Source organism: Curtobacterium sp. VKM Ac-2884 (assembly GCF_015350945.1).
In the GTDB taxonomy this organism is placed as follows: domain Bacteria; phylum Actinomycetota; class Actinomycetes; order Actinomycetales; family Microbacteriaceae; genus Curtobacterium.
The window spans coordinates 93,237-106,729 of the sequence record NZ_JADKSA010000007.1 but is presented as its reverse complement, the minus strand read 5'-3'; the positions used below and the strand labels follow the sequence as shown (position 1 = coordinate 106,729).

The window sequence follows — 13,493 nt, the reverse complement described above, 5'->3', positions numbered from 1 at the left end:
TGGGTCGTTCCGGGCGGAGGTGGTCGTTCCTTTCGGCCGAGGACGCCCGATTCGACCTTCCATCGCGCGCGTGATGGGACCGAACGCTCCGCGAGGATCAGCGACCGAGGTTGCGCCGGTGCTCCTGCGCCGCCGCCAGCAGCTCGCGGGCGTCGTTGCTCGTGGCCTCGGCGGCGTCGCGCGCCTGTTCCGACCGCGCGACCTCGGCGTCGGCCTGCTCGAGCTCCCGCTGCAGCTGGCTTCGGCGCACCTCGGCCCGCTCGAGGTCCGCCTCCGCGGCGTCGAGTGCGGCATCGGCGTCCCGCGACTCGCTCCGGGCGGCGGTCTCCGCCTGGCGTGCGGCCTTCCGCTCAGCGGCCGGGTCACGCTTCGGCTCAGGCTGGGCGTCCGGCTCCGGCCCGTCCTGGGGTTCCGTCTCCGTCGACCGGGAGGCACGGCTCGCCTTCCGCGCGCCCCTCGCCTGGGTGATCGGGATGGGTGGGGCATCGCTGCCGGACCAGGCGTCCGGCACCGCGTCCGGGTCCGCGAGCGCCCCGTCCAGGTCGACCGCGTCGAACCCCACGCTCTCCAGCGGCGTCACGAGCAGCCCCGAGCGCACGGCGGCACCGGCGTGCGGGTCGGCCATCGCCGCCTCGATCGTCGCGCGCACCTGGTCGAGCACGGCGGGCGTCGCGGGGTGTCCGGCGTCCGAGGCGAGGTCGGCGCCGGCCTGCGTCAACGCCTCGATCACCTCGGAGCGTTGCTGTCGGAGTGTCCGGATCGCTCCGGGGTCGGCGTCGGCCTGCGCCGTGCGGAGGGCGGGTCCGAGGTCGACCGCGTCGTCGAGGGCGCCGTCGTGCGCGAGCAGGTCCACGACCCACGCTGCCGGTGCCGGCTTCCGGAGCTTCCCGATCGCCGCCGCCAGGGCCCGGTCGTCCTTCCGGACCGCGCGCTGGCGGGCCGTCCGCTCGGCGACGAAGTCCCCCGGCGCGACGAGCAGCAGCTCCTTGGCGACGTCCGCGAACTCCATGCCCCCAGCCTGCCCGCTACCAGTCGTGGACGGTGCCGTCGGCCAGGCGGTTGAACGGCAGGTAGGCCTGCTCGTACGGGTACTTGCCGGCCTCGTCGACGTCGAGGCTGACCCCGAGGCCGGGCTCGTCACCGGGGTGCAGGTAGCCGTCCGTGAAGGTGAAGGTCTGCTGGAACACCTGGTTCGTCTGCGGCCCGTGCTGCATGTACTCCTGGATGCCGAAGTTGTGGATCGCCATCCCGAGGTGCATCTGTGCGGCCAGGCCGACGGGCGAGATGTCGGTCGGCCCGTGGAACCCGGACTTGATCTGGTACATCGCGGCGTAGTCCATCGTCTTCTTGAGCGGGGAGATGCCGCCCATGTGCGTGACGGCTCCGCGGACGTAGTCGATGAGCTGGTCGCGGATGATGTCCTTGAAGTCCCAGATCGTGTTGAAGACCTCGCCGATCGCGAGCGGCGTGGTGGTGTGCTGCCGGACGAGCTTCAGTGCCTCCTGGTTCTCGGCGGGGGTGCAGTCCTCGAGCCAGAACAGGTCGTACGGCTCGAGCGACTTGCCGAGCTTCGCGGCCTGCAGCGGGGTCATCCGGTGGTGGCCGTCGTGCAGGAGCGGCAGTTCGGGTCCGAACTCGTTGCGGACGGCCTCGAACACGGTGGGGACGTGGCGCAGGTAGGCGCGGGTGTCCCAGTCCTCCATGGCGGGGAAGGCTCCGCGCTGTGCCGGCTCGAAGTCGTACCGGACGCCCTCGTTGCCCTCGGTGGTCTTGTTCGAGGCGATGCCGTAGATGCTCTCGAGACCGGGGACGCCGGTCTGCACGCGGATCGAGCGGTAGCCCTCCTCCTGGTGCTCGCGGATCGAGTCGAACAGCTCGGGGAGCTCCTTGCCCGAGGCGTGTCCGTACGCCATCAGCCCGGTGCGCGAGGCACCCCCGAGCAGCTGGTACAGCGGCATGCCGGCGACCTTGGCCTTGATGTCCCAGAGCGCCATGTCGACCGACGCGATCGCCGCCATCGTGACCGGGCCGCGACGCCAGTACGACGAGCGGTACAAGAACTGCCAGGCATCCTCGATGCGGCTGGCGTCGCGGCCGATCAGCAGCGGCACGACGTGCTCGGCCAGGTACGCGGCGACACCGAGCTCGCGGCCGTTCAGCGTCGCGTCGCCGAGGCCCGTGACACCGTCGGCGGTCGTGATCTTCAGCGTGACGAAGTTCCGGTTCGGGCTGGTGACGATCACCTCGGCACGCTCGATGAGCTGGCCGCGGTCGGCCGACGCCCACGTGTCCGGACGCCCGGAGGTGTGCCCGGTCGCCGCGCCGGTGTCGGCGGCGCCCGGCACCGGGGCCGCGGGGTTCGTGGTGGTGTCGGTCATGCGTGGACTCCTTCGTCGGTGCTGGTGGTGGTGCGTGCGGCGGTGCTCGCCGCTCGGATGTCGTCGGCCGCCGCGGTGATCGCGTCGACCACGTCGGTGGTGTCGAGGTCGGGGGCGATGACGCGCAGCACGTCGCGCACGTCCGAGTCTGCCCCGGGGGCTCCGTCGTCGTCCACGAGGTCGGGCTGCGTCGTGACGTGGAGCCACCACGCGGCGATCGCGGTCGCGGCGCCGGGCCCGATGCCGGCGGACGGCTCACGCTCGAGTCGGTGCCGCACGACGTCGACGACCCGGACGGGCAGCTTCTGCGATCCACCGGAGGCGATCTGTCGCAGGGTGTGCCGGATGCGGGGGTTCTGGAACCGGTCCACCAGGGCGGCACGGGCGGCGGTGACCTCGTCGGCAGGGAGCGGCAGTTCGCGGGCGGCCTCGTCCCACAGCTGCTCGACGGCGGCACGGCACACCGGGTCGTCCACGGCCGCGGCGACGGTCTCGTGCCCGCGCTGGAGCCCGAGGTACGCGAGCAGCGAGTGCGAGCCGTTCAGCAGCCAGAGCTTCCGCTGCTCGTACGGGGTGACGTCGTCGACGACGCGCACGCCGGCGGTCTCCCACGCGGGGCGGTCGATCCCGTCGAAGGCGTCCTCGAGCACCCACTCCGCGAAGGGCTCGGTGACGACGGGCACCCGGTCCCCGGCGAGCGCTCCCGGCAGGGCGGCGAGGCCCTCGACGTCGGCGTCGGTGGTCGCGGGCGTGATCCGGTCGACCATCGACGACGGGAACGAGACGTTCGCCTCGATCCACGCGCGCAGTCCGGGGTCGGTGGTGGCACCCAGCACGGCATCGCGCAGCACCGCGCCGTTGTGCGTCAGGTTGTCGAGGCTGACCAGCGCGATGCGCCCGCCGCCTGCCGTCCGCCGGGCGTCGAGCCCCGCGAGCAACCGGGCGGGGACGTCGGAACCGGACCGGTAGCCCTGCTCGGTGACCGTCAGCGTGACGATGGTGGTCTCCGGGGACGCGACCACGTGCCTCCAGGCCGTGTCGTCGCTGCCCGGGTGGGCGGCCACGATCGTGTCGACCACCTCGGCGTCGTCGCCGGACGCAGCACGCGTGACCAGCGTGTACCGGCAGTCCTGCGCAGCCAACGCGTCCGCCGCCGCGGGCGAGCGGCCGGTGAAGGCCGTGATGCCCCACGGCTCCCCCGTGGTGTGGGCGGTGTACCAGGCGAGGTGGGCGCGCGCGAACGCACCCACCCCGAGGTGGACGATGCCGGGGCGGCGATCGGTCATGCCGACACCGGGACCAGGGACCGCAGGTACGCCAGGTTGTCGGCGGTGCGGGCCTCGAGGGGCAGGTCGGTGGAGAAGTCCTCGATGGTGACCCAGCCGTCGTAGCCGACCTGGCGGAGGGCGTCGAGGTACTCGGAGACGGACGCCTGCCCGGTGCGCAGCGGCGCCCACTCGTTCTGCCAGATCGTGCTGCCGTCGGCGCGGGTGTCGCCGGTGTCGACCCAGCGGGCGTTCTTCACGTGGGCGTGCGCGAGGTACGGGCCGAGGAGTTCGAACGCGGCGAGGTGGTCCTCCTGCCCCTCGATGACCAGGTTGCCGAGGTCGTGGATGACGCCGACGTGCTCCGGGTCGAGGCCGTCGACGAGCCGCAGCGCCGCCGAGGCCGAGGGCGTGATCGTCATGTGGTGCAGCTCGACGAGCGCCTTGACGCCGAGCTCGGTCGCCCGGGTCACCGCCCACTCGAGGTCGGCGCGGGTGCGGTCGAAGATCTGCCCGTACGTCTCGCCGGTGCGTTCCTTCTCCTGCCGGTACATCGGCATCGAGACCCGCACCTGGCGGGCGCCGAGCTCGCTCGTCACGCGGAGCATCGTCTCGACGCCCTCGTGGTCCGACGCCTGCTGGTACCCGCCGATGCCGGAGTACTCGAGCCCGGCGGCGTCGGTGATCCGGGCGATCTCGCCGACCTGGTCCTGGATGCCGGTGAACTGCCACGTGGAGTTGTTGCCGGCCCAGAACGAGCGACCGGCGGGCACGACGGCGCCGTCCGCGGGGCGGTCGTCGACGATGCGCCACTCGACGCCGTCCCAGCCTTGCTCGGCCAGCGTCGAGGCAGCCTGCGACGGGGTCCAGTCGGGGGTGGAGGCGGTGAACACGGAGAACTTCATCGGGTGGCTCCTTCGGTCGCGGTGGCGGTTGCGGGTGTGCCGACGACGGGCACCACGTCGTCGTACTTGCCGTCGATCACGTCGTCGATCCGGACGGGCTGCCCGAGCGTCGCACTGACGTACAGCCCGCGGACGGTGGCGAGCGACACGAGGGCCGCGTCGACGGTCACGCCGGGCTCACGGCCCTCGCGGATCGCGGCCACGATGTCGGTGTACTGCCGGCCGTGCCCCGCGGCGAAGTGGTCGGGCTCGGCTGGGCCGCCGACGACGTGCTCCGGCGGGACGACGTCGTCCTTCTGGTCGACCGCGCCCGCGACCGCCGAGGCGTTCGAGGTGGTCGACGCGGACTCGAGGGTCGCGGCGTCGGGTGCGATGTGGAAGTACGCCAGGCGGTCGTCGTCGACGATCGCCGACCCGTGCGTGCCGTACACGGCGTAGCGGGCGGACAGGCCCGGGTACGCGGCGGTCGTGCAGTGGATGACGCCGAGCGCGCCGCCGTCGAACCGGACGGTGGCGACGGCGGTGTCCTCGACCTCGATGCGGTCGTGCGCGAGCAGCCCGGTCTGGGCCGAGATCTCGACCGGACGGCCGAGTGCCCAGACGAGCAGGTCGACGGTGTGCACGCCCTGGTTCATCACGGCGCCGCCACCGTCGAGCGCCCAGGTGCCGCGCCAGTCGCCGGAGTCGTAGTAGCCCTGCGACCGGTACCAGGCGACGCTCGCCAGGCCGGAGGTCACGGTGCCGAACCCGCCGTCGTGGGCGGCTGCGGCGACGGCGGCCGAGGCCGGGTCGAAGCGGTGCTGGCTGATGACGCTCGTGACGAGTCCACGGTCGCGCGCCGCCGCGGCGAGCGCGGCGATCTGCCGGGCCCGGGGCATCGTGGTGTCGAGGGGCTTCTCGATGACGACGTGCTTGCCGGCGGCCAGGGCGGCCTCGGCGAGCTGCACGTGCATGCCGGAGGGCGAGCAGATCGCGACGACGTCGATGTCGGTCTGCGCGATCGCCTCCTCGATGGTGGACGTCGTGACGGGGCGGGTGACGCCCATCGCCTCGATCTCATCGGCGGCGCTCGTGGCAGCGGCGGGGATCGCGTCGACGAGGGCGACGACCTGCAGGTCCGGGTGGTGGACGGCGACCTTGGCGTGGTGGCGTCCGATGACGCCGGCGCCGACGACTGCCAACTTCAGTGGGGTGGTCATCGCAGGGTGACTCCGATCTGGTCGGTGAGGGTGCGGAGGGCACGACCGGCACGACCGAAGGCCGCGGGGCCGGAGAACCCGCCGAGGGAGGTGAAGTCGCTGAGGTGCGGCTCGAGCGAGGCGTAGCCGGAGTAGCCGGCGTCGCGCAGCGCGGTGAGGGTCTGGAGCAGTTCGCCGTCGCCTTCACCCGCGGGGACGACCGACGAGTCGGCGGCCAGGGCGTCCTTGACCTGCAGGTAGTCGACGTAGGGCGCGAGCTGCGCCCACCCATCGGTGAACGGCTTGACGCCGCACTGCACGTAGTTCGCGTTGTCCCAGGCAAGTCGGAGCGCCGGCGACCCGACGCTCTCGACGATGTCGAGCACGCGCGAGGGGACGTCGCCGTAGATGTCCTTCTCGTTCTCGTGCAGCAGGGTCACGCCCTCGCGTGCGGCGAGGTCGGCCAGGGCGCGCATCCGGACGAGGACGTCGTCGCGGACGTCCTCCGGCTGCCGGCCCTCGAAGTAGAACGAGAAGATCCGGATGTTCGTGGTGCCGAGGGCGTGCGCGGCGGCGATCGCGCGGCCGAGCCGTCCGACCTCGTGCTCGACGGGCTCGTCGACGGAGACCTTGCCGATCGGCGAGGCGATGGCGGACACGGACTGTCCGCGCTCCTCGAGCAGGCGGTGGAGTCCGGCGAGCTGGTCCTCGTCGAGGTCGACGACGTTCACGCCCCAGGCGCTGCGGACCTCGATGGCGCTCGCGCCGAGCGCCTGCAGGACCGCGACCTGGACGACGGGGTCGGCGTCGATCTCGTCGCCGAAGCCGGAGAGTTCCCACGTGGGCTGGTCGGTCATGGTGTCCTTTCGTGTCGGACGGGAGGCGCGTGGCGGGGCCGCCACGGGCCTCCAGTCCGGTTCTGGGTTGCGGTGACTGCCGCGCTCACTTGACGGAGCCGGCCGTCAGACCGCCCACGAGGTAGCGCTGGAAGATGAGGTACAGGGCGACGACCGGCACGGCGCAGACGATCGAGGCGGCCATCATCTGGCCGTAGATCGGGACAGCACCGCCTTCCTGCGCGGTGCCGAGCACCTGCAGGACCACGGCCACCGTCCGGGTGTTCGGGGTCGTCATGATCGTGGAGAACAGGACGTCGTTCCAGCCGAGCAGGAAGGCGAAGATCGCCGAGACGACGATGCCGGGCCACGACAGCGGCAGGACGATCTTCGTCAGGATCTTCGTGCTCGAGGCGCCGTCGATGCGGGCGGCCTCCTCGAGTTCCTTGGGCAGACCACGCAGGTAGGTGACCATCACCCAGGTCGAGAACGGCAGGGCGAACGTCAGGTAGGTGACGAACAGACCCCAGCGGGTGCCGATGATCTGCACGCCCGTGGCACTGGCGATGTTCGAGAACACCACGAACACGGGCAGCAGCAGGAGCGTGCCGGGGATCGACTGCAGCGCGAGGAGCCCACGCAGGATGGTCAGGCGACCGAGGAACCGGAACCGGACCAGCACGTACGCGGTGGACACGGCGAGCGCGGCACTCGCGATGGCGACCGCGCCGGCGGTGAGCATCGAGTTGACCAGCCCCTCGCCGAGGGCGACCGTCGACCAGATCTCGACGTAGTTCGACAGCGTGAACTCGGACGGGAAGTACTCGCCGCGGGCGACCGCGACGTCCGAGTTCACCGAGCCGAACAGGATGTACAGGACCGGGACGGCGATGAACGCGATGATGATCGCGATCACCACGATGAGCAGCCAGCGGGGCAGGAGCCGGGTGACGTCGGTGTCGTAGGGGCGCTTGTGGCGTCGACCGGGCGCGGTGATGCTCTCGGTCAGGGTCGACGTCGGGCGGGTCCGGGTGGTGCCGGCGAAGGATGTGCTCTGGGCGCTCATGCTCGTGCTCCGTCGATGTCGGCGGCGGTCGGGGCGGCGGCGAGCGTGGCGCGGTCGGCGCGGCGCTGCTTCCGGTTGGGGCCCGCGTCGTCACCGGTGTCGAGCTTGACGGCTCGCAGGTAGACGAACAACGGGATGGCGACGATCACGAGCGAGCAGATCGCCATGGCCGCGGACAGACCGAAGCGGAACGACTGGAAGCTCGCGATGTACGTCAGGACGGGCATGACCTCGACGCTCGACGGCAGCGGGATGCCGAACAGCACGAACGGCAGGGTGAAGTTGTTGATGTTGTGCAGGATCGCGATGATCACCGCCAGGCTGAGCGGCCCGCGCAGGTACGGGAAGATGATGTAGCGCAGCTTCGCCCACCAGGTCACCCCGTCGAGCGCGGCGGCCTCGTGCACCTCGTTGTCCACGGCCTGCAGCCCGGCGAGCGACAGCAGGTAGACGAACGGCCAGCTCGTCCAGATCATCACGCCGGCCAGCGCCCAGTAGGACGCGGAGCCGTTCAGCCAGAGCACGTCGGTGTGCAGGATCGAGTTCACGACGCCCTGCGGCTGCAGCATCGTGCGGAAGAACGTGCCGACGACGAACGCGGGCAGCACGTAGGGGATCAGGTAGATCGACCGGACGAGGCCGCGCCCCGGGAAGCGGTTCTGCGTCGAGATCGCGGCCGCGACGCCGATCGGGACGGTGACCGCGGTGACCAGGACGGACAGCGACACCGAGATCCAGATGGAGTGGAGCAGGGGCGAGTTCGTGAAGGCCTCGGTGAAGTTCGCGAAGCCGACGAAGGGGGCGCTGAACCACTGCCGCAGCGTGTACTGGTCCAGGTCGAGCATCGCGATGTAGAAGCCCACCAGGAGCGGCACCACGATGACGGCGAGCATGAGGACCCCGCCGGGGATGAGCATCCAGAGCGGACGCTCCTTCTTGTACAGCGGCGTCGTGCCGTGCGGGCGGACCGTCTGCTCCGTGCGCTGCGGCGGTCTGGTCTGGGTGCTGGTCATCACAGACCTCCGTTCTTCTGACGGTCGAGGGTGGACTGGGCGTCCTTCTGGGCGTCCTGCAGACGCTTGCGGAGCTGGTCGTCGGTGACCTCGCCGCTCTTGAGCGACGGGATCGACTGCACGACCACGTCGACCAGGGCGAGCTGGATGTCGGACCAGGCGCCGGTGAAGGCGGTGGGCTTCGACAGGCGGCCCGCGTCGATGATCGGCTTGAGCTGCGGGTTGTCGGCGGCCAGGTCGGCGGCGGCGGAGGCGTTGGTCGGCAGGTTGCCGAACAGGTCGTAGTACTCGAGCTGCGCCTTCGGTGCGCTGAGCTGCTTGACGAAGTCGAAGGACAGCTGCTGCTTCGTGCCGTAGTCGGCCACCACCCAGTTGTCGCCGGACAGGATGCTCGCGGCCTCGATGCCGTCGGCCGGACGCTCGCTGACCCCCGGCGGGACGGTGGGGAGCAGGGCGAACTCGTACTTGCCGTCGACCTTGGTGTCCTTGAACGAGTTGATCGCGGTGGTGGTCGTCATCGGGAAGAACGCGGCCTTGCCCTCGGTGAACTGTGCCAGGGCCTGCGCGTTGTTCCAGCCGATCGCGGCCTTGTCGACGACGCCGTCCTTCGTGACCCAGTCGAAGTAGGTCCGGTACGCGTTCTCGACGGCGTCGCTGTCGATCTCGGCCTTCGAGCCGTCGACGATGGTGTTGCCGGCGTTCTGCGCCATGCCCCACACGAACTTCCACGGGTCGAAGCCGTCGGCGTAGGCGATCGCCAGGCCGTGCCGACCGTCACCGGTGGTGGCCTTCGCGTCCTCGGTCAGCTCGTCCCACGTGGTCGGCATGTCGGTGATGCCGGCCTTCGCGAGGAGGTCCTTGTTGACGGCCATCACGAACGGACGGCTGGCGAACGGGATCCCGATCTGCTTCGAGTCGCTCGGCCCCGAGATGCCGAACGAGGCCGGGTCGAACTGGTCCTTGCCGCCGATGGCGTTCCACTCCTTCGATCCCATCTCGACGAAGGCACCGGTGGCGTAGGCGGTCGGGGTGAACGTGGTGCCGATGGCGTAGACGTCGGGGCCCTGGCCGGAGATGACGCTGGTCTGGATGGCGGTCAACTCCTCTTGCGCGGACGAGTAGGTCTCCCACTGGATGTCCGCACCGGTGGTGCGCTTGAACTCGGCAGCGGTGTCCTGCTGCCACTGCTTGCGCTCCTTGGGGTACGTGGTGTCCGCGCCCATCATCACGCGGAGGGTGTTCGGGTCGTCGCCGCTGCCGTTCACGACGGCGCAGCCCTGCAGGGAGAGAGCGGCGAGGGCGATCACCGCGACGGCACCGACGAGGGTGCGGGGCTTCAGCCGTGTTCTGTTCATCCGGGGGCTTCCTCCTCGAGACCTCCTCCGGGCGGCGCTGCCCGGTGGCACCACTGTTCCGCCGTTGGCAACATCCGGCAACCGGTTGCCACTTGTTGCCAGACGCGAATACGTTCGGCCTCGTGAGCGACACAGACATCGACGTCTCCGGCGCCGGCGCCGGCGCCGGCTTCAGCGCTGCCCGACGCGTGACCATCCGGGACATCGCCGACGCGACCGGCGTGGCCCCGTCGACCGTGTCCCGCGCGCTCTCGCTGCCCGACCGCGTGAACCACACCACGCAGGAGCGCATCCAACGCGCGGCCCGCGAACTCGGCTACGTCGCCAACTCGCAGGCACGCGCCCTGACGTCCGGCCGCACCCGGGCCGTCGCCGTGCTCGTCTCCGACATCACGAACCCGTTCTACTTCGACGTCATCCGTGGCACGCAGCACCAGCTCGCCGGCGCCGGGTGGACGCAGTTGCTCGTCGACACCGAGGAGTCCGCCGACGCCGAACTCGCCACCCTGAGCTCGATCGGTGCGAAGGCCGACGGCGTCGTCCTCACCGCCTCACGCCTGTCCGACGCGCAGATCGCCCGGTTCGCCGAACGGATCCCCCTCGTCGTCGTCAACCGTCGCCCCGCCGGGGTGCCCTCGGTGCTCATCGACACCCCCGGCGGCGTCGAGCAGGCCGTGCAGCACCTCGTCTCCCTGGGCCACCGCGACGTGCTCTACGTCGCCGGTCCGGACAGCTCGTGGTCGAACGAACGCCGGTGGAAGGCGCTCGTGCGCGTCGCGAAGCGCCTCGGGGTCCGCGTCGCCCGCATCGGGCCGCACGCGCCGTTCGTCGACTCCGGAGCCGCAGCCGCCGACGCCGCCGTGCACGCCGGGGCCACGGCCTGCATCGCCTTCAACGACCTGATCGCGATCGGCATGCTCGCGCGGCTGCGGGAACGGGGCGTCCGCGTCCCCGAGGACATGAGCATCGTCGGCTGCGACGACATCTTCGGTGCCGACTTCTGCAACCCGCCGCTCACCACCATGACCTCGCCGATCGAACGCGCCGGACGGGTCGCGATCCGGATGCTGCTCGGCCGCCTCGGTGCCATCCCCGCCGACGAGCTGCCCGGTGAGCACATGACCGGCGCCGTCGCACTGCCCACCCACCTGACCGTCCGGGAGTCGACGGGTCCTGCGCCCGCCTGACACTGGCGCACGCCCGCTGCACCCGCCGGCCCTGCCGCGCCCCGCCGTCCGTACCGTTCTCGAAGGAGTCGATGATGACCCAGACCAGCACCGCCACCCGTCTCGCCCCGCACCCCGACCGGCTGCTCCCCGCCGACCCCGGTGCACGCCAGGTGGCACGGACCGTCTACGACTCGGTCAAGGACGCACCGATCATCTCCCCGCACGGCCACGTCGACGCGGCACTCATCGCCGCAGACCAGCCGTTCAGCGACCCCGCGTCGCTGCTCATCACGCCCGACCACTACGTGCTCCGCCTGCTGCACGCGAACGGGGTGGACCTGGCCGCACTGGGACGCGCCGACCTGTCGGGGACCAGCCCCGTGCCTCCCGGTCGTGCCATCTGGCGGAACCTGGCGGACCACTGGGACGACTTCCTCGGCACCCCCGTCCGCTACTGGTTCGAGACCGAGCTGCACGACGTCTTCGGGCTGACGGAGCAGCCGTCGGCGGCGAACGCCGACGCCCAGTACGACCACATCGCCGGCCTGCTGGCGTCGCCCGCCTTCCGCCCGCGCGCGCTGTTCGACACCTTCGGCATCGAGGTCCTCGCCACCACCGACGGCCCCGCCGACGACCTCGCCGCGCACGCGCAGCTCGCCGCCGACCCCACGTTCACCGGCCGGGTGGTCCCCACGTTCCGCGCGGACGCCGTGTTCGACCCGTCGCGGTCGGACTGGAGGCCCGTGGTCGCGTCCGTCGGCGAGGCCGCCGGCATCGACACGGGCACCCACGCAGGGCTGTTGGCAGCACTGCGCGCACGTCGCCAGTACTTCATCGAGCACGGCGCGACCGCCACGGACACCGGGGTGCTCGACGCCGGGTCGTCGCCGTTGTCCGCCACGTCGCGCGAGCGTATCCACGCCGCGGCGCTCCGCGACCCGTCTTCCGTCTCCGAGGCGGACGCCACCGCGTACCGGCACGACATGCTCTACCGCTGGGCCGAGATGAGCGTCGAGGACGGCCTCGTCATGCAGCTGCACCCCGGCGTCGTCCGGAACCACCACGCGCCGACGCTCGAACGCTTCGGCCCGGACACCGGCCACGACCTGCCCGCCGTCGGGTCCTTCACCACGCCGCTGCGGCCGCTCCTGGAGTCCTTCGGCACCGCTCCGGGCTTCCACCTCGTGCTGTTCACCGTCGACGAGACCGTCTTCTCGCGCGAGATCGGCCCGCTCGCCGGCTTCTACCCCGCCGTGTACGCCGGAGCCCCGTGGTGGTTCATCGACACCCCGGCGGCGATCGGCCGCTACCGCTCCGCGATCACCGACTCGGCGTCGTTCACGAAGACCTCCGGGTTCATCGACGACACCCGGGCGTACTGCTCCATCCCCGCGCGGCACGACATGGCGCGGCGAGCGGACGCGGCGTACCTGGCGTCGCTCGTCGTCACGCACGAGATCTCGGAAGAGGACGCCGTCCGCACCGCGGGGCGCATCGTGTCCGACATCCCGCGGGCGACGTTCAAGCTGTAGCGGTGCGGGCCGGGGCCGGGACCGTGACGCTGCGGACGCGTTCCAGCGCGGAACGGATCTCGGCTTCGGCGGTCTCGGCGTCGGGCGCCCACCGGCACTCGAGCGAGACGGCGCCCCGGTACCCGCCGTCGTGCACGGCGGCGAGGAACTCGCGCCAGACGTCGTCGACCGTGCCGGGGGCCGACGGTCCGGATCGCTGAGGTGGACGTGCCCGATCCGGTCGCCGTGGCGCCGCAGGACCTCGAAGGACTCGCCCTCGTTCCGGATGTGGAACAGGTCGGCGACGACGCCGACGCCGTCGAGGGCTGCAGCGTCGAGGAACGCCACCGTCGCATCGACCGTGTGCAGGACGTTCGTCTCCGCGCGGCTCAGCGGCTCCACCACGATGCGCAGGTCGTTCGCCGCCGCCACGTCGCGCGCGGTCCGGACCACCTCGCCGAACCGGCGCAGGGCGTCGACGCCCGCCATGCCGTCGGGGGCGTTCCGAGCGGTTCCCGACCCGAAGACGATCGTCGCGCTCGGTTCCGCGACCGACCGCACGATCGGCAGGACCGACTCGAAGGAGGACCGGACCGTCCCGAGCTCCGTGGTCAGCAGCGGGAGGTCGCCGGGCACCAGGACGGCGAAGGACGGGAACCGCTGGCCGGCGTAGACCTCGTTCCGCCGCCACCCGGCTCCGTCGCGGACCGCGAGGTTGCCGGCGATCGTCGGCTCCACGTGGTCGGCGCCCGCGCGGCGGACCACCTCGGTCAGTTCTGCCCCGGCCACGACGCCGAGTCCCCTGGACGACATGCGG

The 13,493-nt window shown here is 71.4% G+C and carries 11 protein-coding genes and 1 pseudogene; 2 read left to right on the top strand and 10 right to left on the bottom strand.

Annotated features, from left to right (window positions below):
- Positions 1 to 97 precede the first annotated feature (97 nt).
- From ITJ60_RS17510 to ITJ60_RS17470, 9 genes are all read right to left on the bottom strand, one after another.
- A complete protein-coding gene (locus ITJ60_RS17510; protein WP_194648857.1) occupies positions 98 to 1,009 on the bottom strand; it encodes a hypothetical protein in 912 nt (303 codons plus the stop codon).
- 16 nt (positions 1,010 to 1,025) lie between these two features.
- Entirely contained in the window at positions 1,026 to 2,378 is a 1,353-nt protein-coding gene (gene manD / locus ITJ60_RS17505; RefSeq protein WP_228510607.1) for a D-mannonate dehydratase ManD, read from the bottom strand.
- Positions 2,375 to 3,664, bottom strand: a complete 1,290-nt coding sequence (locus tag ITJ60_RS17500) for a mannitol dehydrogenase family protein (protein WP_194648856.1) — start codon at positions 3,662 to 3,664, stop codon at positions 2,375 to 2,377. The genes manD and ITJ60_RS17500 overlap by 4 nt, the downstream gene beginning before the upstream one ends.
- A complete protein-coding gene (locus ITJ60_RS17495; RefSeq protein ID WP_194648855.1) occupies positions 3,661 to 4,548 on the bottom strand; it encodes a sugar phosphate isomerase/epimerase family protein in 888 nt (295 codons plus the stop codon). The genes ITJ60_RS17500 and ITJ60_RS17495 overlap by 4 nt, the downstream gene beginning before the upstream one ends.
- A complete protein-coding gene (locus ITJ60_RS17490) occupies positions 4,545 to 5,747 on the bottom strand; it encodes a Gfo/Idh/MocA family oxidoreductase (RefSeq protein WP_194648854.1) in 1,203 nt (400 codons plus the stop codon). Before ITJ60_RS17490 ends, ITJ60_RS17495 begins: the two co-directional genes overlap by 4 nt.
- The gene (locus tag ITJ60_RS17485) at positions 5,744 to 6,583 is read right to left on the bottom strand and encodes a sugar phosphate isomerase/epimerase family protein (RefSeq protein ID WP_194648853.1); all 840 of its coding nucleotides are present in this window, start codon (positions 6,581 to 6,583) and stop codon (positions 5,744 to 5,746) included. Before ITJ60_RS17485 ends, ITJ60_RS17490 begins: the two co-directional genes overlap by 4 nt.
- A gap of 85 nt (positions 6,584 to 6,668) precedes the next feature.
- Positions 6,669 to 7,628 carry a carbohydrate ABC transporter permease gene (locus ITJ60_RS17480; RefSeq protein WP_165901164.1) on the bottom strand — a complete coding sequence of 320 codons (960 nt, stop codon included), beginning with the start codon at positions 7,626 to 7,628 and terminating at the stop codon, positions 6,669 to 6,671.
- Positions 7,625 to 8,641 (bottom strand): carbohydrate ABC transporter permease, encoded by a 1,017-nt coding sequence (locus tag ITJ60_RS17475; RefSeq protein ID WP_123340631.1) that lies wholly within the window; start codon positions 8,639 to 8,641, stop codon positions 7,625 to 7,627. Before ITJ60_RS17475 ends, ITJ60_RS17480 begins: the two co-directional genes overlap by 4 nt.
- Positions 8,641 to 9,996, bottom strand: a complete 1,356-nt coding sequence (locus ITJ60_RS17470) for an ABC transporter substrate-binding protein (protein WP_194648852.1) — start codon at positions 9,994 to 9,996, stop codon at positions 8,641 to 8,643. Before ITJ60_RS17470 ends, ITJ60_RS17475 begins: the two co-directional genes overlap by 1 nt.
- A 122-nt stretch (positions 9,997 to 10,118) precedes the next feature.
- On the opposite strand from ITJ60_RS17470, the gene ITJ60_RS17465 reads away from it, so the two are divergent.
- Positions 10,119 to 11,183: a LacI family DNA-binding transcriptional regulator gene (locus ITJ60_RS17465; RefSeq protein ID WP_416371919.1), complete on the top strand. Its 1,065-nt coding sequence runs from the start codon at positions 10,119 to 10,121 to the stop codon at positions 11,181 to 11,183.
- A gap of 74 nt (positions 11,184 to 11,257) precedes the next feature.
- Entirely contained in the window at positions 11,258 to 12,697 is a 1,440-nt protein-coding gene (gene uxaC / locus ITJ60_RS17460) for a glucuronate isomerase (RefSeq protein ID WP_194648851.1), read from the top strand.
- Between the two features lie 198 nt (positions 12,698 to 12,895).
- On the opposite strand, the pseudogene ITJ60_RS19470 reads toward uxaC, so the two are convergent.
- A pseudogene (locus ITJ60_RS19470) lies at positions 12,896 to 13,489 on the bottom strand (sugar phosphate isomerase/epimerase family protein); the annotation flags it as partial.
- Positions 13,490 to 13,493 lie beyond the last annotated feature (4 nt).